This is a genomic window from Paraburkholderia silvatlantica (genome assembly GCF_003096715.1).
Classification (GTDB): domain Bacteria; phylum Pseudomonadota; class Gammaproteobacteria; order Burkholderiales; family Burkholderiaceae; genus Paraburkholderia; species Paraburkholderia silvatlantica.
On record NZ_QEOL01000006.1, the window covers coordinates 191810 to 212137 of the forward strand.

Below are 20328 nucleotides of genomic sequence, written 5' to 3' on the forward strand. Positions count from 1 at the left end.
GTTATTGCGCGGCAGAGGCGGCAGGCGCAGCCGAGGCACCGCCTTTGCCCGCAGCGGGACCCGACGCGGCGCTGGCAGCGTTCGCATAGCCCGAAGCGGTCGCCATGTCGGCCGAAGGCGCGCCCGGCGGCGGCGGCGGCGGCAGTTGCGCCGCGACAGGCTTGACCTGCACACCCGGCTTGACCTTGTCGGCGCCTTGCACGATCACGCGGTCGCCGGCCTGCAGGCCGCTCTCCACGACCCAGTCCTGGCCCTGCGTGCCCGACGTGACGATCGGCGTCGGCACGACCTTGTCGTCCTTGCCGACGACGTACACCGAAGCCTGGCCCTTCTGGTCGTGCAGCACGCCCACCTGCGGCACGAGGAACGCGTTGTTGTTGATGCCTTCTTCGATGCGCGCGCGCACGAACATGCCCGGCAGCAGCACGCGGTCGGCGTTCGGGAAGAGCGCGCGAACCGTCACCGAGCCGGTAGTCTGGTCGACCGTGATGTCGCTGAACTGGAGCTTGCCCTTCTGCGCGTACACGCGGCCGTCTTCGAGCACGAGCGAGACCTTCGCGGCATTCGGGCCGTTGGTCGACAGGCGGCCCTCCTGGATCGCGCGGCGCAGCTTCAGGCCCTCGAGGCTCGACTGCGTGACGTCGACATACATCGGGTCGAGCTGCTGAACCGTCGACATGAGCGTCGCGGCGCTCGCCTGCACGTAGGCGCCCGGCGTGACCTGCGAGATGCCGACCTGGCCCGTGACCGGCGAAACGACGTCGGTATAGCCGAGGTTGATCTGCGCCGTATCGACGGCGGCCTTGCCGGAGGCGACGTCCGCTACCGCCTGGCCTTGCGCGGAAACGGCGTTGTCGTAGTCCTGCTTGCTCACGGCGTTGGCCTGCACCAGAACCTTGTAGCGCGAAACCAGCGCGTTCTGCGTGACGAGGTTGGCCTGCGCCTTGGCGAGCGTGGCCTTGGCGGTATTGAGCGCGGCGATATACGGCGCGGGGTCGATCTTGTAGAGCCGCTGACCGGCCTTCACGATCGCGCCTTCGGTGAACTCGCGGCGCAGGACGATGCCGTCCACCCGGGCGCGCACTTGCGCGACGAGATAGGCACTGGTACGGCCCGGAAGCTCGGAGACGACCGGCACGGCGGTCGGCTGGACGGTAACGATACCCACTTCGGGAGTTTGCGGCGGCGGCGCCGACTGCTTTTGCCCGCAGGCTGCGAGCACGATGGCAGCCGTCGCGACACTGATTAGGCGGAATGGAACCCGTTCGACGCGCATGGAGCGACCTCTGTCTATAACTGACAATAAAAGCGTGCGGCGTCCTGCAACGAGGAGGACGACCACGCACGCCAGCATCTGGCCAATACCTGACGGATAAACCCGGTACTTCTTCTAGAAAGGCGCGTTCCGGTCTGCACATCCGTCCGGGCGATACTGCCGCGCGCCGCCGCGAGGGGCGTCGCGCATTGGGGTTTCTACGACCACTTGGCCAAGGACGGATATTAACCGGACATCACCACTTGAGGCACCCAAGTGGTGGGGTGCTATTATAGATACATTCGCGAACGAATGTAAAAGGACGTTACGTAACCGTTGGTGGGTACTTCAGGAGCGATCCACGCATCGTCTCTATATTACAAATCAATACATTACGGTTCGCACCCCAAATACATTGATTCCCCCTAACCCGCTGCAACGCATTCATATTACAAAATGGTCCGCCGAACGAAAGAGGAAGCGCTGGAGACGCGCAACCGGATCCTCGACGCCGCCGAACACGTCTTCTATGAGAAGGGCGTGTCGCGCACTTCGCTGGCCCATATCGCCCAGGCCGCGGGCGTGACGCGCGGCGCGATTTACTGGCATTTCGAGAACAAGGGCGACCTGTTCACGGCCATGTTCGACCGCGTGGTGCTGCCGCTCGACGAGCTGAAGGTGGCGTCGACGGATCCCGGCGAGCCCGACCCGCTCGGGCGCATGCGCGATCTTTGCATTCTGTGTCTGCGCAATACGGCAACCGACGTGCGCCGCCGCCGCGTGTTCGAGATCCTGTTCCTGAAGTGCGAGTTCGTCGAGGAGATGGGCCCCGTGATGGCGCGCCATCAGACCGATATGCGCGAGGGTCTCGCGAGCATCGAGCAGGGTTTGCGCAATGCGATATCGAAGGGCCAGTTGCCTGTCGACCTCGACCCCAAGCGCGCTTCGCGCGTGCTCCATTCGTTCATAGGCGGCGCGCTGCGCGATATGGCGATCCTGCCGGACGTGTTCGACGTGGCGAGCAACGCCGAACGGCACGTCGACGCGATGCTCGACGCGCTGCGCTTCAGCCCGTCGCTGCGCGTCGGCGCGAGCGAGCCGGACGCCTGACTACTGCGCGCGCATCCCGGATCGATCGAGGCGGCCCGCTGACGAGGCCGCCTTTTTCCTGACCGCTCAGGCCGGCACGCGGTTCGCGCGGGCCCGTCGATTCGACGCGTAGATGTTGTCGCGCGCGAGCGGCACGCCTTTTTCGACGGCGGCAAGCCAGGCATCCGTGCTCACGACCGCGGCGAAGCGCGTGTGCATCACCGCGCCGAACACGCGGTGGATCTCCTCGGCGCTAGCCGTTCCCGCCTCGTTCGCATACGGCACCGAACCGGTCGCATCGGCCAGAAACTCCACGGCAAGACCCGCGTGAGTCGCCTCGAACACCGTCGAGGCGTCGCAGTTGTGCGTCATGTAGCCGACCACCGTGAGCGTGTCGATGCCGCGACCGGCCAGCCAGGCTTTGAGATCGGTGCCGGCGAAGGCGCTCGGCAGCGCTTTTTCGACGTAGTGATCGCGCTCGCGCGTGGCCACGACCGGATGCAGTTCGGCGCCCGCGCTGCCGCGCGCGAAGAGCGGCGAGTCCGCCGGGGCGAAGTTCTGCACCACCACGACCGGCACGCCGGCCGCGCGCGCGGCGTCCATCGCGCGGCCGATATTGGCGAGCGACGTCTCGATGGGGGGATATTCGATCGGCAGATCGCCGCTGACATATTCGTTCTGCACGTCGATCACGACGAGCGCCCGGCGCGGATTCGCGGACATGGCATGCCTCCAGGGGTTGAAAGGAACCGACCGGTCCGAAGACGCGAAGTCGATGGCGGGATTGTGGCGCCGCAGGCGCCCACGCAACAGTGGCCCGAATGACAACTTTCGCTAGAATCGGGCCATTCATCTTCGGGACTCGTCATGGCCGCCGTTCCCCGTCAGACTCCTTCACCGGCCCCGTTGCGCATCGCCGTGATCGCCTTCGACCGCATCAGCCCGTTCCATCTCTCGGTGCCTTGCGTCGTGTTCGGCGAAGACCGCAGCGAAGGCGGCGTGCCGCCGTTCGAACTCGCCGTCTGCGCGGCGGAGCCCGGCACGCTCACGACCACGGCAGGCTTTACGATCGGCGCGCCGCAGGGCCTCGAGGGGCTGCGCGGCGCGGACGTGATCGTGGTGCCGAGCTGGCGCGACACCCACGAAGCGCCGCCCGCCGCGCTTTGCGACGCGCTGCGCGAAGCGCACGCGGGCGGCGCGATCCTCGTCGGGTTATGCCTCGGCGCCTATGTGCTCGCGCATGCGGGCCTGCTCGACGGCCGCCCGGGCACCACGCACTGGGCCGCCGCGGACGACTTCGCGCAGCGCTTTCCGGCCGTGCGCTTCGATCCCGGCGTGCTCTACATCGACGACGGCGACCTGCTCACCTCGGCGGGCACGGCGGCGGGACTCGACTGCTGCCTGCATCTCATGCGGCGCCTGTGCGGCTCCGGCGCCGCGAACTACGTGGCGCGGCGGCTCGTCGTGCCGCCTCATCGCCAGGGTAATCAGGCCCAGTACGTGCAACAGCCGCTCGCGGCGGCGGGGAGCGGCGAGCGGCTGCCGGGTCTGCTCGACTGGATTCGCGCCCATCTCGACGCGCCCCACACACTCGACTCGCTCGCGCAGCGCGCTCTGATGAGCCGGCGTACCTTCACGCGCCAGTTCCGCTCGACGACGGGAACGACGGTGGGCGCGTGGCTGCTCGGCGAACGCCTCGCCCGCGCGCAGCAGTTGCTCGAAAGCACCGATCAGCCGATCGACGCGATCGCCCAGCGTGCGGGCTTCGGCTCGGCCGCGTCGCTGCGTCAGCATTTCGTGGAGGCGTTCAGGATTTCGCCGTCGGCGTGGCGGCGGGAGTTTCGAGGGGCGTGAGCGGTTTCGACGGGCGGTTCGGCGGGCGGCACGCCACCCGCCGCCGAATTCAGGTCGCGGTAATCAGGCCGCAGTAAACCAGCGCGCCGCATACAGAAGCAGCGCGACGAAAAAGATCATCGCGGCCCACGCCCAATACGGCATGGCGTGCGGCGGCGGCTCGTGATTCAGCATGCTTGCGGCGCGGCCCGAGAGTGTTCCGCCCGCATGGTGCTGCGGCAGGATATGCGCGCGCCGGGCAAGACCGGCGAGGTTGATCGGCCGCAGGAAGACATGCTGCCGGCGCGGCGGCTCGCCCGCCACGCGGTTCGGCGCCTGGCCATGCTTGACCGCAACCACGGCGCAGAACTCCGTAAAAAAGTCGTCGGCGAGTTCGTGCAGCGCATTCTCGATCTGGCGCGCAGGCAACTCGGAAAGCGGTCCCGTGAGCGTGGCCCACACCGAGTAGTCGATCCGCGTGTCCACGTCCTTGCCCGTACCCGGCTCCCTCGTCGCAGCGCGCTCTTCGGGGCGCAGCGCGACGTCGATCTGGCCGCGCAGCGAGCCGATGCCGTCCGCGCGGGCGCGAAAGCTCAGCACACGCCGGGGCGTGAGCGGCACCTGCGCCGTATCATTGGCAATGTGGGCGCGCACCTCGTAGCGTGCGCGCAGCGGCCCGAGCGGCACCGTGAGCGTGATCGCGTATTCGCCGGGGCCGAGCCGCCTGAACGACTCGCAATGCTCCATGCTCGCGCGCACGAGCGCCACGTCCTGCAGCGCCGCCCAGACGGCGGCCGGTTCGAGCGGAATTCTCAGCGCATCGTTCAGTTCCATGGCGGCTCCCCTTTGCAAGCTACCGGCCTTTTCAGGAGGTCTGGTCGATCCGGTCCACGCGAGTTGCGTGGAAAGCCAGATACCCCTTGATGCCGCGTGCGTCATCGAGCGGCGCTTCGTAGCTCCAGGCCGCGTCGTCGACGCGCCCGTCTTCGGTACGCAAATGGAAATACGTCGCCTCCCCCTTGAACGGGCAATGCGAGGTCTGTCCGGAGCGTTCGAGCCGCGCCATGTTCACGTCGGCGCGCGGAAAGTAGAAGACGTCGGGGTAGCCGGTTTCGCAAAGGGTGACGGCGCGCAGCGTATCGGCAATAGTGATGCCGCCATGAATCACGCGCACGCGGTGACGGTTCGCGACGAGTTCGATGCGATGGTCCGCATCCGGTTCGACCGCCATGTTCGGCTCCCCTGTTGGTCGGCGGCGCCTGCGGCGCCTTGCCTCGGCTTTATTATCGGCCAAACTTGGCCAGGCTGCGTGAATCTTCTGCGCGGCGCGCGTGGGGCAGCGCCCAAAGGCGGCCTGGCCCGGCAAGGCGCCTTACCAGATGAACGCCGCCCGCGCGCCGCCGTTCGAGCCCACCGTCACGGTGCTCGTCTTGTCGACGCCCGCATGGCTCACGTGCACGCTATAGCGGCCCGGACGCACCCTGACGAGCATATAGGGCCCGCGCGAAGTCGTATCGAGCACGCTTGCGCCGTGCGAATCGGTGATCTGCACGCGCACGTCCGCGACGTACTCGCCGCCGCGCTGGGTAAAGCGCAGCGCAAGCGGCCACTCCCGCTGCGCGCTGAGCAGCGCCCTGGATTCGTCGAGGCCCACGCCGCCGGAGACGAACGACACGTCGCCCTGCTGCTGGACTTGCGGCATGCCGCCGCCATTGGTGTTGCCGGCGCTCGTAGTGTCGGTGGTCGTGCCGCCGACGGTGCCGGAGGCATCGGCCTCCTGCGCCGCCGCGCCGCCCGCATGGCCGAGAGCGAGCGTAGCCGCGAGGATCGTCGCGTAAGCCGTCGTATGGATGGGGCGCGAGTTGTGCAAACGCTTCATCGATCGCTCCTTTCAGTGAGTCCGATCCCCTCCTTCAGCAAGGGACATGCCCGATCAACGCGCGCCGAAGGCTTGTGCGCCCCAAAAACCGCTGCCGCCGGGGCCCAGGGCCAACGGCGGCAGCACAGGTACAACGTGATGAAACCTGCTCTCGCCGCGAATCCGGCGCACGGAGCCGGATTCGCGACAGCAGGGATCAGCCGAGATCGACGGGCACAAAAATTTGTGCGTCGTCTCGCTGGATCAGGAGCGCAATGCTGTTGCCAGCCTTCGAAACCATTTGCTTGAGCTGATCGGCGCTCGTCACCGGGCGGCCGTTCACGGCGAGAATCACGTCGCCGGGCTGGACACCCGCATTCTCGGCCGCCCCACCCGACTGCTCGACGAGCAGACCGTGGTCGAGCGAGCCGTTGCTCTTCTCTTCCGGCGTGAGCGGGCGCACCGCGACACCGAGGCGCCCTTGCATCTGCGCCTGCGGTGCGTCGTTCGAAGCCACCTTCGCGTCGCCCAGCGTGCCGATGGTCGCAGTAAGGTCCTTCGTGCTCTTGTCGCGCCACACCTGAACATCGGCCTTCGTGCCCGGCTTCATGCCCGCGATGAGCGAAGGCAGATCGGACGAATCGTCCACGGCCTGGCCGTTCACGGACAGGATCACGTCGCCGGGCTTCAGACCCGCCTTCGCCGCCGGACCGCTCGCGTCCACCGAACTCACCAGCGCGCCGCGCGGCTTGTCCATGCCGAACGAGTTGGCGAGCGTCTGGTTCATCGATTGCACCGCGACGCCGAGACGCCCACGGCTCACATGGCCGGTCTTGACGAGTTCGTCCTTGACCTTGATTGCCTCATTGATCGGGATGGCGAACGAAAGGCCCTGGAAGCCGCCCGTTTGCGAGTAGATCATCGAGTTGATGCCGATTACTTCGCCCTGCAGATTAAAGAGCGGGCCGCCCGAATTGCCGGGATTGACCGGCACGTCGGTCTGGATGAACGGCGTGTAGTTTTCGTCCGGCAGCGAACGCGACTTCGCGCTGATGATGCCCGAGGTCACCGTGTTGTCGAAACCGTACGGCGAGCCGATTGCCACCACCCACTGGCCGACCTTGCTTTGACGCGGGTCGCCGATCCTCACGGTCGGCAGATCCTTCGCGTCGATCTTGAGCACGGCGACGTCCGACTGCTTGTCCGCCCCGACGACCTTCGCCTTGTATTCGCGCTTGTCGGTCAGCTTCACCGTCACGACGTTGGCGCCGTCCACGACGTGCGCGTTCGTGAGAATGTAGCCGTCCGGGCTGATGATGAAGCCCGAGCCGAGGCTCGCGCTCGGCTGGTCCGCCTGCGGACCATTGTCGCCGCCGCCCATGCCGGGCGCGCCGCCATAGAAGTGCTTGAAGAACTGGTAGAACGGATCGCTCGGATCGATCGGCAGCTGTTGCGGGCCGCTGCCGCCGCTGCGCAGCGCCGTCTGCTTCACGACGTGCTTGGCGCTGATGTTGACCACCGCGGGCCCGTAGGTTTCCACGAGACCCGAGAAGTCGGGAATGCCGGTCTTGGCTGCGGCTTCGGCGGGCATCATCGCTGCGGCCTGTGCCTGCGAAATGACCTGCGGAGCAGGCAGATCGCGGTGCCCTGCTACGTAGCCCGCCGACAATGCGACGACCACGGCGGCTGCCACGGCACTGCGGGAAAGAACTTTGGTATTCATTGCGGACTCCTTGCGCGGGGTACTCATCACGACGTACCGAAGAGTAAGCCGTGTCGCTTAAAGGAGTCTTAAGCAGGCGGAAATCGCAATAATCGCGCGAACGCCCGCGCGGCGGGCATTTGCGGGCGATGCAAGGTCACAACCGCACGTCCACGAGCAGGCCGCCGGCGGGCGAATCGCCGAGTGTGATGGTCGCGTCGTGCTGATCCGCGATTCGTCGCACGATAGCGAGCCCGAGGCCCGTGCCGGCGATATCGGTGCGCGCGCGATCCGCGCCCGCGCCTACGCGATAAAAGCGATCGAACACGCGCGCGCGCTCGTCCTCCGGGATGCCCGGCCCGCTGTCCGCGATGCGCACGCGCGGACGCCCGTCGACGACGGCGAGGCTCACGTCCACGCGCCCGCCCGCGGGCGTGTATTTGGTCGCGTTGTCGAGCAGGTTGTTGAACATCACGCGCAATGCATCGGCGTCGCCGAACACGCTCGCCGCCGTGCTTTCCTCGATGCCGAGATCCACGCCGCGCTGCTGCGCGAGCGGCGCATAGTTGAGCACGCAATCATCGAGCAGTGCATGCAGATCGATGTTCTGCGCGCGCGCATGACCGTCGGGCTCGGAACGCGCGAGTGCGAGCAGCTGCTCGGCAAGCCGCGTGGCGCGCGTCACGCCCGCCTGCAGATCGCCGAGTGCTTCGCGGCGCGTTTCGTCATCCTTTGCGCGCGCAACGAGTTGCGCCTGGATCTGCACGGCCGCCAGCGGCGTGCGCAACTCATGCGCGGCATCGGCGACGAAGGCCTTTTGCGTGTCGATGGCCTGCGCGAGGCGTTCGAGCAGCGCGTTCAACGCATGCACGAGCGGCGTGACCTCGCGCGGCAGACGCTCTTCAGGCATCGGGTCGAGCGCTTCGGGATGACGCGTATCGAGCGCGCGCGCGACGCGCGAGAGCGGCCTGAGCCCGCGCCCCACGATGATCCAGACCGCGATGCCGAGAAACGGCAGCACTACGATGAGCGGCCAGAGCGTGCGCAACGCGACGTTCGCGGCGAGCCGGTTGCGCACGGAAACGGGCTGCGCGAGCTGCACGACATTGTCGCCGACGATCGCGCCATACACGCGCCAGTCGCCGCGATCGGTGCGCTCTGTCGAAAAGCCGAGTTCCGCGCGCGGCGCGAGCGGCGCACGCGGATGCGAGTAGTACATGAGCACGCCGTTGCGATTCCAGATCTGCAGCACGATGCCTTCGTCGCCCGTGTCGCGCGAACTGAGGATCTCGTTGAATGGCTCGGAGGGCAGCGCCTCGGCGATTTCCTGCAGCTGGTAGTCGAACAGCTCGTTGGCTTCGGCGAGCGCCTGGCGATAGATCAGCCAGCCCGCGAGCCCCACGCCCGCGACCATGATCGCGAGCAGCCAGAACAGCAGTTGTCGTCGGATGGAACTCATCGGCTAAAGGGGTCTCCCTGTCGATCCGGAGTTAGCGCTGTGGCACGTAGTCCGCTCCCATGCAGGGCCGCGCCTGATTTCCTGCTTCATGCGTCTTTGGCAATCATGTAGCCGAGGCCGCGCACGTTGCGGATCAGATCGGCCCCGAGCTTCTTGCGCAACGCGTGAATATAGACCTCGACGGTATTGCTGCCGATCTCTTCGCCCCAGCCGTACATCTTCTCTTCGAGCTGGGTTTTCGAGAGCACGGCGCCCGGACGCGCGAGCAACGCCTCGAGCAGCGCGAATTCGCGCGCCGAGAGCGCAACGGGCGAACCGTCCTGGGTGACCTGGTGCGAAGCCGGATCGAGCGTGATCGAGCCGTGGCGGATGGTCGAATCGCTGCGGCCCGCCTGGCGGCGGATCAGCGCGCGCATGCGGGCGCCCAGTTCGTCGAGATCGAAGGGCTTGATGAGGTAGTCGTCCGCGCCGGCGTCGAGCCCCTTCACGCGGTCGGCCACGGCGTCGCGCGCGGTGAGGATCAGCACGGGCAGCGCCGCGCCGCGCGCGCGCAGTGTGCGCAGCACGTCGAGACCGTCGCGTCGCGGCAATCCGAGATCGAGCAGCATGAGATCGTAAGAATCCGCGCTCGCGGCCGAGAGGGCGGCGTCGCCGTCTTCGACCCAGTCGACCGCAAAGCCCTCGCCGCGCAGCGCCTTGCGCACGCCTTCGGCGATCATGCGGTCATCTTCGACTAGCAGTATGCGCATCGTAATGTTGGCCGGGCGGCGGTGCTGCGCCGCGCTGCGTAAGTGGATGACGATGCGAGCATTCTAGCGCCTGAACAGGGGCGCCGCGGCGCTGCGGCGCGCAGCCGGCCGCGATGCAGTGGCGGGCGTTGAGGGCGGTGTTTAAATGACGCCACGCAATGTGCAACGTTTTCTTGCTGCAATGCGCGCATGCGGCGCGAGGTCTTTACAATGTGCGCTTTTGCGGCGCAAGACTCGTGATTCGGCCGCGATGCGCACGTGCAGGCTGGTACGGTACGTTCAAGCGAGCGCATCGTGAGCGCGCCACGAATCACACGCCGCCCTGATTTTCGCGCCCGCGCGCAGCACCGGCGAGTCCCCGCTTGCCGAGCGCCGCGCCCGGCCCAAGCACCGCCCCTGCACTCGCCCGAACGCTTTTCATGCCGCCCGCTTCGCTGTCCCGCCTACGCTCCTTGTTCAGACTGCCTGCCTCGCGCACCGACCGCACGCACCTCGCCGCCACACCGCGCCTGCCTCGACCGCTCGCCCTCGCACTGGCCTGCGCCACGCTCGCCGCGAGCTTCGCCGCCGCGCCCGCCGCGTACGCGCAGCCCGCAGGCGCGCGCATTCCCACGGTCAACGTGACGACCGTGCTGCCGCCCACTGTGATGGCGGGCCTCGAGCGCGCGCACGTGCCGCTCTCGTCGGTCAGCGTGGTGATCGAAAAGGTCGGCGACCGCCAGCCCAGCGTCGCGGTGAATGCCGGCCAGCCGATGATGCCCGCCTCGACGATGAAACTCGTCACGACGTGGAGCGGCCTCGCGATGCTCGGTCCCGACTATCGCTGGAAAACGAGCGCTTATACCGACGGCGAAGTCGATGCGAGCGGCACGCTGCACGGCAATCTCTATATCAAGGGCACGGGCGACCCGAAGCTCGTGCCCGAACAGCTGATCGACCTCGTGCAGAAGATTCGCGCAGCGGGCGTCGCGCGCATCGACGGCTCGCTCGTGCTCGACAAGAGCGAGTTCGATCCGTCCACGCGCGACCTGCCCTCGTTCGACGGCGACGACAGCGCGCCCTACAACGTCGGGCCCGATCCGCTGATGTACGCGTTCAAGTCGGTCTCGTTCACGTTCTCGCCCTCCCGCGAGGGGGTGTCGATCGACGTGGTGCCGCCCGTTGCGCAGTGGCAGATCGACAACCAGATCCGCGAGCGCGCCGGCGCGTGCGGCGGCCTGCTGCCGAGCCCGCAGGTTTCGCCCGGCGGCAACGGCGTCGTCACGGCGAGCTTCGCGGGCAGCTACGCCATGCGCTGCGGCGAGCGCACGCTCAACATGGCCGCGCCCGTGGACCACAGCACGTTCTTCGCTGACGGCTTCCTCGCGCTTTGGCAACAAACCGGGCAACAAACCGGGCAGCAAACGGGCGGCAGCCTCTTCGCCACGCCGGCCGGCGCGGTGCGCGAAGGGGTCGTGCCGCCGCGCGCGCGTCTTCTCGCCGTGCACCAGAGCCCACCGCTCGCGGACGTCGTGCACGACATCAACAAGTTCAGCAACAACGTGATGGCGCGCAATCTGTTCCTCACGCTCGGCGCCGTCGAGGGCAAACCGCCTGCGACGACGGCCAAGGCCGCCACGGCCGTCAATGCGTTCCTGCGGCGCAGCGGCCTGAACATGCCCGAGCTCGTGCTCGACAACGGTTGCGGCCTCTCGCGCGAAGAGCACATCAGCGCGCTCTCGCTCGCCAACCTGCTGCAGAACGCGAACGCGAGCCCGGTCGCGCAGGTGTTCATCGACTCGCTGCCGATCGTCGGCGTGGACGGCACGATGCGCAACCGCCTCACCAACGCGGGCGTGGAAGGCAACGCGCATATCAAGACGGGCACGCTGCGCGACGTGCGTGCCATCGCCGGTTACGTGGCGGCAGAGAACGGCGAGAGCTGGATCGTGGCGAGCCTCATCAACGACCCGCACGCCGAAGCCGCACGCGCCGCGCACGACGCGCTGCTCGAGTGGGTCTACAAGGGCATGCCCGAAGAAAAGCCCGTGTACGTCGAGCCGCATCCGAGGCGCGCGGCAAAGGCGTCGAAGTTCGCGAAGGCCACGCACAAGGCGCCGCCCCGGCAACGCGGCGCGCATTGACCACACGTTGACCATGCGCTGAGCGCACGCCGATTGCACGCGGCGAACACGCTCTGTGCACGTCGGGCGGGCGCCGCGGACCTGCCCCCGTGCGGCTCGCCCGAGCCCGCCGCCGCGCGCGGGGCTCGAAGTTTTCCTCTAGCAAAGCGCCGCCCGTCCTGGGCGCGAGGCGTGTACGCTGACGGGCAAAGGCCGAAGGCGCGTCATAAAAATCTGTCATACGCGCACGGCAATCGAGCCGCGCGCGCGTACGAACACATACGATTGCGCACCAACGCGGCCGACGAGACATGAGACGACAACCGCCGCGCTGCCCGCCAGCGCCGCCCACGGGACAAGGAGGACGACGTTCGTGCAGTTCGATGCGCAATGGCTGCTGCTCGCCCTCGCTCCCGTGTTTCTCGCCTGCATCGGCTGGGAGGCGTGGCATCTCTCCCGCACGCGGCCGCGCGCTGCATCGAACGACACCCCCGACAGCGCCCGCTATGCCTGGTCCGACACGCTGTGCAACGCCGCGCTCGCGCTCATGCACCAGGGCGCCGACAAGCTTGCGTGGCTCTTGGCGGTGCCCGTCTATGCCTATGTCCACCGGCACTTCCGGCTCGTTTCGTGGCAGCCGGGGCTCGTCGCGTGGTTCGCACTCTTTATCGCGCAGGACCTGCTCTACTACGTCTTTCACCGCGCGAGCCATCGCGTGCGCTGGCTCTGGGCCGCGCACGTCGTCCACCATTCGTCGGAGCGCCTGAACCTTTCCACGGCGTTTCGCCAGAGCCTCATGTATCCCGTGGCGGGCATGTGGGTATTCTGGATTCCGCTCGCCATGCTCGGCTTCGCGCCGGAGCAGATCGTCGCGATCGTGCTCGTCAATCTCGCGTTCCAGTTCTTCGTGCACACCCAGGCAGTAGGCAAGCTGGGCTGGCTCGAATACGTGTTCAACACGCCGTCGATGCATCGCGTCCATCACGCGCGCAACGCGCGCTATGTCGATCGCAATTACGCCGGTGTGCTCGCGATCTGGGACCGCCTGTTCGGCAGCTATGTCGACGAAGACGCGCAGGACGCGCCCGATTACGGCATCGTCAAGCCGCTTGCATCATGCAATCCGCTCAAGGCGACATTTCATGAATGGCTCGCGATGGCGCGGGATTTTGCGCGCATGCCCGACTCCCGCTCGCGTCTCGCCGCGCTGTTCGCGCCGCCCGATTGGTGCGAGCGCCACTGCGTGCCGGAAAACAACACTGAGGGTGAGTTCGGGTCGCGCAGTCGCTGAGAGATTGCGTAGTCTGTCGGCCTTGGCGCTTACCCTGGAGCAACCGCATGCAGGGGGGTGCATGCAAGGCCGGCGATAGAGAACAACATCGACAACGGCTGCTCGTGCCGCGAGCAGCCGTTGCATGAGTAGGCAAGCATGGCATCAAAGGCCACACACAGAGGAGATGAAGTGAATATGAAGCATCAAGGACCGAGACACCGTACGCTGTTGCGCGCCACCCAGATCGCTGCCGCGAGCGCCGCCTTTGCGCTGCTCGCCGCTTGCGGTGGCGGCAGTGGGGGCAACAACAACGCGAGCACGCCGCCGCCGTCGGGCGTCAACATGCAGGTGGTGGCGTTCGGCACGAGCCTGACCGACGCGGGCACGTATTCGGAGCAGATTCTGCCGGGCTTCGGCGGCGGACGCTTCACGACCAACCCGGGCGAAGTCTGGGCGCAGCATGTGTCCGAGTACTTCGGCAACACGCTGTCGCCGGCCTTCGAAGGCGGCTTCGGTCTGCCGCTCACGGCAACGGGCGGGCTCGACTATGCGCAGGGCGGCGCGCTGGTGACGGGCGGCGGCGTTGCGAATACCAGCGCCGTGATTGCCGCCGCGAGCGAGCAGCCGGTTACGTGGCAGCTCCAGCAGTATCTGGCGCAGCACGGCAGCTTCAACTCGAATCAGCTCGTGCTCGTGGAAGGCGGCTCGAATGAAATCCTGAACCTGCTGGACGTGCCTGCCGACGGCAGCCCGACGAAACTGGCGTTGTTCGGCGCGGCACTCGTTGCGAACAATTTCTCGGCCGCTGTCGCCGCGAACGGCCCCACTGCCGTTGCGACCCTGATGGCGGAAGGTTTCACCCAGGCCCAGGCCACGGCACTCGCGCCGGCGGCCGTTGCGCTTGGCCTCTATAAGGCGAATCCGGCCGCCTTCTCGTCGATCGCCTCGGTCATCACGGCAGCGGGCACGCTGGGCGCGCTCGTCCATGCGGACATCGTCCCCGGCAATCCGAAGATCGCCCTCGTCACGGTGCCCGACATCGGCAAGACGCCGGCAGCCCTGAAGGCCGATGCTGCCGTCGGCGCGACGCCCGGCTCCGCGGCCTCGGCCGACCAGGCGCTCTCGCTCATTTCGGCCATGTACAACCTGACGCTGATCCAGGCGAGCGCAGCCGACGTGCAGGCGAAGAAGGTCGTGCTGGTCGATACGTTCTCGTGGCTCGACCAGTCGATCGCGAACGCGGCAAGCCTCGGCTTCACCGTGACGAACACGGATACGGCCTGCAACCTCACGGCCATGACGAACAGCGCGACCAACTACGCGCTCGCCAACCCGCAGGCAACGCTCGGCTTGAACCCGGCCACGACGCCGCAAGCCACCATCAACGCGTATGCCGCGGCCTACGGCCAAAGCTTCGGCATGTCGCTGTTCTGCTCGCCGCAAACGCTGACGACGGCCAACGCGCCCACGACCTACATGTTCGCGGATCTCGTGCACCCGACCACGGCACTGCACTCGCAATTCGCGACGTACGTCGAAACGCAGCTCGCTGCTGCGGGCATCGGCAAGGCGCCCTGATCCCTGGTACGCGTCGCTTGCACCGGATCTTCCAGTGCACGAAACAACACCCCGCGCGCCGTCAGGCTCGCGGGGTGTTTTTCATTGAACGCGGGAAACCGTGCCGGCCCTACCGCTGCGCCTCGAACGCCGCCGCGGCCCGGCCCAGCCGGTCGTTGACCGCGATCCACTCGATCGTCTCCGGCAGCTTCTCGATGAGAATGCGCGAGACATTCGCGCGATCGAGCGCGCGCAGCAAGCCATACAGCTCACGCGCGTAGTCCTGCGGCTCTTCCGGCGCGGCGACGAAATGCACGCCCTGGGCCTGCGCCCAAACGCCCGCGCGCGAGGCGCGCGCCACGAGCGCGACCGTTTCGCCCGCATCGCGGGCTGCCGCGAGCAGCGGCTCCAGCGCCTCGAACGGCAGCAGCGCGAGCGGCGTGCGCGGCGCGTAGTGCGCCTTGAGCGTGCCCGAGGCGCGCGGCGCCGTGGCGTCCGAGCCGTCTGGCAAGCGCGGCGCCTCTCCCAGCACGCGTGCGATGTCGTGCGGCGTCACGTGGCCGGGCCGCAGCAACGCGGGAAATCCGCGCGAGAGGTCGAGAATCGTCGATTCGATGCCCACGTCGCATGCGCCGCCGTCGAGCACATGCACGGCCGCGCCGAATTCGTCGCGCACGTGCTGCGCCGTGGTCGGGCTCACATGGCCGAAGCGGTTCGCCGACGGCGCCGCCACGCCGCCGTGGCCGCCGCGACGCGCGGAAAACGCTGCCAGCAGCTTTTGCGCGACCGGATGCGACGGGCAGCGCAGCCCCACCGAATCCTGCCCGCCGCTCACGGCGTCGGGAATGCGTTCGTGGCGTTTCACGATCAGCGTGAGCGGGCCTGGCCAAAACGCGTCGACGAGCTTTTGCGCCGCTTCCGGCCACGCTGCGGCCCAGTACTGCGGATCGCCGCCGGGCGGCAAGTGCACGATCACCGGATGGTTCGCCGGCCGTCCTTTGGCCGCATAGATGCGCGCGACCGCCGCGGGGCTCGCCGCATCGCAGCCCAGACCGTAGACGGTCTCGGTCGGGAAGGCGACCAGTTCGCCCGCGTCGAGCAGCGCGGCGGCGTGCTCGATGTCGGCTGCGCTCAGAGACGGCGTGCCGTCGTGCGGCGCGTTCTGCTGATCGGACATGGCATGACTCAACTTCGGGCCCAACCTCAGCTCGTGACGATGTGCAGCAGGCGCGCGCAGTCGCGGGCGGCCGTGCGCGCTTCGTCGAGCGTCGGCGCGGTGAAGTTCACGTGGCCCATCTTGCGGCCCGGACGCGCCTCCTCCTTGCCGTACAGATGCAGGCGCGCAGCCGGCATCGCGGCGACCTGGTCCCACGGCGGCGTGACGGGCGCGGCGCCCTTCTGGGGCTTGGCCTCGCCGACGGCACAGGGGAACCACACGTCGCCGAGAATGTTCAGCATCACGGCCGGCGAGTGCTGGCGCGTGTCGCCGAGCGGCATGGCCGTCATGGCGCGCACCTGCTGCTCGAACTGGCTCGTCGCGCACGCGTCGGTCGTGTAGTGGCCCGAGTTGTGCGGACGCGGCGCCATTTCGTTGGCGACGAGCGAGCCGTCTTCGAGGATGAAGAATTCCACGCACAGCACACCCACATAGCCGAGCTTGGCCGCGATCTGGATCGCCGCCTGCTGGGCCTGCTGCACGAGCGCGGGGCTTGCGTCCGGCGCGGGCACGATGGTGTGCGAAAGCACGCCGTTGCGGTGCGTGTTCTGCGCGAGCGGATAGACCGCGGCCGCGCCGTTCGCGCCGCGCGCGATCAGCGCGCTCACCTCGAACTTCAGCGGCAGCCGCTTTTCCAGCACGCACGGCACGCCGCCGAGCGACGCGTGCGCCTCGCGCACTGCATCCGCGTTGGAAACACGAATCTGGCCTTTGCCGTCGTAGCCCATGCGCGCGGTCTTGAGAATGCCCGGCAGCACGGCGGCGAGCGCCTTGTCGTCGATGCCGGCGAGCGCCTGCGACGACTCGATCACCACGTGCGGCGCAACCGGCACGCCGGCCGCCGCGATGAACTGCTTCTCGGCGATGCGGTCCTGCGCCACCGCCACGCAGCGCCCGGCCGGGCTCACGAAGGTCGACCTGGCGAGCGTGTCGAGGCTCGCCGCGGGCACGTTCTCGAACTCGGTCGAGATGGCCGCGCACAGGCGCGCGAGTTCGGTGAGCGCCGCTTCGTCGTCGTATGCGGCGCAGATGTGGCGGTCGGCCACGGTGCCCGCGGGGCTCGTCGCGTCGGGATCGAGCACGGCGACGCGGTAGCCCATCGCCTGCGCGGCAAAGCAGAACATGCGGCCGAGCTGGCCGCCACCCACCATGCCCAGCCAGGCGCCGGGCAGAATCGGTGAAACCGGTGAATTGTCAGGAGTCATCTTCGTGGTCGGCCGCGGGATGGCCGCGGCGCGTGGGGACAATCAAAGCGGGGCGATCAAAGCGGGGGCAGCGCCATGGCGTGCGCCGCTTCGTTCTGGCGCACGCGGAAAGCCGCGAGCTTGTTCGCGTATTCGGTGTTGGTCACGCTCAGGATCGAGACGGCGAAGAGCGCCGCATTGGCCGCGCCCGCCTCGCCGATGGCGAAGGTCGCGACCGGCACGCCCTTGGGCATCTGCACGATCGAGTGGAGCGAATCCACGCCCTTCAGATACTTGCTGACCGCCGGCACGCCCAGCACGGGCACCGTGGTCTTGGCCGCCAGCATGCCCGGCAGATGCGCCGCGCCGCCCGCGCCGGCGATGATCGCGCGCAGGCCGCGCTCGCGCGCTTTTTCCGCGTACTCGAACATCTCGTCGGGCATGCGGTGTGCCGAGACGACCCTGGCCTCGTACGCGACGCCGAACTCCTGCAGGATCGCGACCGCGTGCTTCATCGTGTCCCAGTCGGAGCTGGAGCCCATCAACACGCCGACGAGCGGTGCCGCATGCTGGTGAGCCGTCTGAACTTCGCTCATTGTGCTTCCTTCTTCCCTCTTCTCGCTCACGCGAGCTTTTGACCCGTGAGACGCTCGAGCGCCTCCTGATACTTCGCCGATGTTTTGGCGATCACGTCGTCGGGCAGCTTCGGCGCCGGCGGCTCCTTCTTCCAGTCCTGGGTTTCGAGCCAGTCGCGCACGAACTGCTTGTCGAACGACGGCGGGTTCGAGCCCACCTGATACTGGTCGGCCGGCCAGAAGCGCGACGAGTCGGCGGTGAGCGCCTCGTCCATCAGATACAGCTGGCCGTGATTGTCGAGACCGAATTCGAACTTCGTGTCGGCGATGATGATGCCGCGCGTGGCCGCATAGTCGGCGGCTTCCTTGTACAGCCTGATCGAAATTTCCTTGATGGTGCGCGACAGCTCGGTGCCGATGCGGCGCTCCATTTCTTCGTATGTGATGTTCTCGTCGTGATGGCCCATTTCGGCCTTCGCCGCCGGCGTGAAGATCGGCTCGGGCAGCTTCTGGGCGTTCTGCAGGCCCGGCGGCAGTTCGACGCCGCACACGGCGCCCGTTGCCTGATAGTCCTTCCAGCCGCTGCCGGCCAGATAGCCGCGCACCACGGCCTCGACGAGGATCGGTTCAAGGCGCTTCACCACCACGGCGCGCCCCTTGACCTGATCGGCTTCGTCGGCGGCGACCACGGTCTCGGGCGCCACGCCCGTGAGGTGGTTCGGCACGACGTGCTTGAGCTTTTCGAACCAGAAGTCGGCCATCTGGTTGAGCACCTCGCCCTTGCGCGGAATCGGCTCGCCCATGATGACGTCGAACGCCGACAGACGGTCGGTGGTGACGATCAGCAGCTTGTCGTTGCCCACGGCATAGTTGTCGCGGACCTTGCCGCGGCCGAGAAGCGGCAGCGAGCGGAGCGTGGATTCGTAGAGGGTAGACATCGTCGTGATTCGCTAAAAGGACAATCGAAACGGAGGCGGGTTCGGTCCAGCATCGCGGCTCCCACCGCGCCAGGAAACCGTAAAACCGAAGGTAATGCGAGGGTAAACCAAAAACTGGCAAATTTCCCGGAAAAACCCATCGCCGTTCCCCCAAAACAGGCGGAAACGGCGACGTTTTGACAACTTCAGGCGCGGCGGTGCAGCGCGCCCGACGCAGAAGCCCGCTTAGCGAACGATCTGCGCGAATTCGCCCGACTTGTACTTCCCGGCGATCTTGTCGAGCGCGACCGGCTTGATCTTGCCGGCCTGGCCCTCCGAGCCGAACGCGAGGAAGCGGTCCACGCACACCTTCTTCGCGGCTTCGCGAGCCGGCTTCAGGTAGTCGCGCGGGTCGAACTTCGACGGGTTTTCATACATATAGCGACGGATCGCGCCCGTGATCGCCAGGCGCAGGTCGGTGTCGATGTTGATCTTGCGCACGCCGTGACGGATGCCTTCCTGGATCTCCTCCACCGGCACGCCGTACGTTTCCTTCATGTCGCCGCCGAATTCGCGGATCTCGGCCAGCAGTTCCTGCGGCACCGACGACGAACCGTGCATCACGAGGTGCGTGTTCGGAATGCGCGCGTGGATTTCCTTGATGCGCTGGATCGACAGGATGTCGCCCGTGGGCTTCTTGGAGAACTTGTACGCGCCGTGCGAGGTGCCGATGGCGATGGCCAGCGCGTCGCACTGCGTGAGCTTCACGAAATCGGCGGCCTGCTCCGGGTCCGTCAGGAGCTGCTCGCGCGTCATGGTGCCTTCGGCGCCGTGACCGTCTTCCTTGTCGCCCTTCATCGTTTCCAGCGAACCGAGCACGCCCAGTTCCGCTTCGACCGTCACGCCGATCGAGTGCGCCATTTCGACGACCTTGCGCGAGACTTCGACGTTGTACTCGTACGATGCGACCGTCTTGCCGTCGGCTTCGAGCGACCCGTCCATCATCACGCTGGTGAAACCGCTGCGGATCGCCGCCATGCAGACCGCCGGCGACTGGCCGTGGTCCTGGTGCATCACGACCGGAATATGCGGATACGACTCGACCGCGGCTTCGATCAGGTGGCGCAGGAAAGGCTCACCCGCGTACTTACGCGCGCCGGCCGATGCCTGCATGATCACCGGCGAACCGACCTGGTCCGCGGCTTCCATGATCGCCTGGACCTGTTCCAGGTTGTTCACGTTGAACGCCGGCAGGCCATAACCGTGTTCAGCCGCGTGGTCGAGCAGTTGACGCATTGATACGAGAGGCATTGTTGCTACTCCTTTGATTTGAAACGAAATGCTTCTGCCGCCGGCTGTCTTGCGCAGCCGGTCGAGGGCGGCCTGGCAACCGCCGCCCGCGTGACCTGCCGCGGGCTCGATGGCGTGATTTTATCGCGAAGCGCGTCCGTTCCCGGCGCCAGGCACGTAACTGGCATGAAATTGGCGTATCGGAGCGTCAAAAGCGCGAGAAGGTGCAAAAAGAGTTGACAGCCCGCGCGCCGTTTCCACGGCGTACG

Annotated in this window: 18 protein-coding genes; 5 read left to right on the plus strand and 13 right to left on the minus strand. The window is 67.2% G+C overall.

Annotated elements, in window-relative coordinates:
- Nucleotide 1 precedes the first annotated feature (1 nt).
- Nucleotides 2-1276 (minus strand): efflux RND transporter periplasmic adaptor subunit, encoded by a 1275-nt coding sequence (locus C7411_RS10830; protein ID WP_110384313.1) that lies wholly within the window; start codon nt 1274-1276, stop codon nt 2-4.
- Between the two features lie 435 nt (nt 1277-1711).
- Here C7411_RS10830 and C7411_RS10835 point away from each other — a divergent pair, with 435 nt between their 5' ends.
- The gene (locus C7411_RS10835) at nt 1712-2365 is read left to right on the plus strand and encodes a TetR family transcriptional regulator (RefSeq protein ID WP_110384314.1); all 654 of its coding nucleotides are present in this window, start codon (nt 1712-1714) and stop codon (nt 2363-2365) included.
- A 66-nt stretch (nt 2366-2431) separates the two neighbouring features.
- Here the strand turns inward: C7411_RS10835 and C7411_RS10840 are convergent, their stop codons facing one another.
- Nucleotides 2432-3067 carry a cysteine hydrolase family protein gene (locus C7411_RS10840; protein ID WP_110384315.1) on the minus strand — a complete coding sequence of 212 codons (636 nt, stop codon included), beginning with the start codon at nt 3065-3067 and terminating at the stop codon, nt 2432-2434.
- A gap of 144 nt (nt 3068-3211) precedes the next feature.
- On the opposite strand from C7411_RS10840, the gene C7411_RS10845 reads away from it, so the two are divergent.
- Nucleotides 3212-4198 (plus strand): helix-turn-helix domain-containing protein, encoded by a 987-nt coding sequence (locus C7411_RS10845; protein ID WP_110384316.1) that lies wholly within the window; start codon nt 3212-3214, stop codon nt 4196-4198.
- Between the two features lie 63 nt (nt 4199-4261).
- Here C7411_RS10845 and C7411_RS10850 read toward each other — a convergent pair whose 3' ends face one another.
- The 6 genes from C7411_RS10850 to C7411_RS10875 form a co-directional block, all read right to left on the minus strand.
- Complete coding sequence (locus C7411_RS10850; protein WP_110384317.1) at nt 4262-5011, minus strand: SRPBCC family protein; 750 nt, start codon at nt 5009-5011, stop codon at nt 4262-4264.
- A gap of 31 nt (nt 5012-5042) precedes the next feature.
- A complete protein-coding gene (locus C7411_RS10855; protein WP_110384318.1) occupies nt 5043-5408 on the minus strand; it encodes a DUF427 domain-containing protein in 366 nt (121 codons plus the stop codon).
- A gap of 141 nt (nt 5409-5549) precedes the next feature.
- Entirely contained in the window at nt 5550-6056 is a 507-nt protein-coding gene (locus C7411_RS10860; protein WP_243413119.1) for a carboxypeptidase regulatory-like domain-containing protein, read from the minus strand.
- A gap of 196 nt (nt 6057-6252) precedes the next feature.
- Nucleotides 6253-7758: a DegQ family serine endoprotease gene (locus tag C7411_RS10865; protein ID WP_110384319.1), complete on the minus strand. Its 1506-nt coding sequence runs from the start codon at nt 7756-7758 to the stop codon at nt 6253-6255.
- A 136-nt stretch (nt 7759-7894) separates the two neighbouring features.
- Nucleotides 7895-9196, minus strand: coding sequence for an ATP-binding protein (locus tag C7411_RS10870; protein ID WP_110384320.1), 1302 nt, complete (start codon nt 9194-9196; stop codon nt 7895-7897).
- An 86-nt stretch (nt 9197-9282) separates the two neighbouring features.
- Entirely contained in the window at nt 9283-9945 is a 663-nt protein-coding gene (locus C7411_RS10875; RefSeq protein ID WP_028205939.1) for a response regulator, read from the minus strand.
- Between the two features lie 419 nt (nt 9946-10364).
- On the opposite strand from C7411_RS10875, the gene dacB reads away from it, so the two are divergent.
- From dacB to C7411_RS10890, 3 genes are all read left to right on the plus strand, one after another.
- Nucleotides 10365-12068, plus strand: coding sequence for a D-alanyl-D-alanine carboxypeptidase/D-alanyl-D-alanine endopeptidase (gene dacB, locus C7411_RS10880; RefSeq protein ID WP_110384321.1), 1704 nt, complete (start codon nt 10365-10367; stop codon nt 12066-12068).
- A gap of 352 nt (nt 12069-12420) precedes the next feature.
- The gene (locus C7411_RS10885; protein WP_110384322.1) at nt 12421-13338 is read left to right on the plus strand and encodes a sterol desaturase family protein; all 918 of its coding nucleotides are present in this window, start codon (nt 12421-12423) and stop codon (nt 13336-13338) included.
- A gap of 177 nt (nt 13339-13515) precedes the next feature.
- The gene (locus C7411_RS10890; RefSeq protein ID WP_110384323.1) at nt 13516-14898 is read left to right on the plus strand and encodes an SGNH/GDSL hydrolase family protein; all 1383 of its coding nucleotides are present in this window, start codon (nt 13516-13518) and stop codon (nt 14896-14898) included.
- Between the two features lie 109 nt (nt 14899-15007).
- Here C7411_RS10890 and C7411_RS10895 read toward each other — a convergent pair whose 3' ends face one another.
- The 5 genes from C7411_RS10895 to fba all read right to left on the minus strand — a co-directional run bounded on the left by C7411_RS10895 (nt 15008) and on the right by fba (nt 20080).
- Entirely contained in the window at nt 15008-16054 is a 1047-nt protein-coding gene (locus C7411_RS10895) for an L-threonylcarbamoyladenylate synthase (protein WP_110384417.1), read from the minus strand.
- A gap of 26 nt (nt 16055-16080) precedes the next feature.
- Nucleotides 16081-17298 (minus strand): 5-(carboxyamino)imidazole ribonucleotide synthase, encoded by a 1218-nt coding sequence (locus C7411_RS10900; protein ID WP_110384324.1) that lies wholly within the window; start codon nt 17296-17298, stop codon nt 16081-16083.
- A gap of 56 nt (nt 17299-17354) precedes the next feature.
- Complete coding sequence (purE, locus tag C7411_RS10905; RefSeq protein WP_110384325.1) at nt 17355-17873, minus strand: 5-(carboxyamino)imidazole ribonucleotide mutase; 519 nt, start codon at nt 17871-17873, stop codon at nt 17355-17357.
- Between the two features lie 26 nt (nt 17874-17899).
- Nucleotides 17900-18790 (minus strand): phosphoribosylaminoimidazolesuccinocarboxamide synthase, encoded by an 891-nt coding sequence (locus C7411_RS10910; protein ID WP_110384326.1) that lies wholly within the window; start codon nt 18788-18790, stop codon nt 17900-17902.
- A 225-nt stretch (nt 18791-19015) separates the two neighbouring features.
- A complete protein-coding gene (fba, locus tag C7411_RS10915) occupies nt 19016-20080 on the minus strand; it encodes a class II fructose-bisphosphate aldolase (protein WP_110384327.1) in 1065 nt (354 codons plus the stop codon).
- Between the last annotated feature and the right edge of the window lie 248 nt (nt 20081-20328).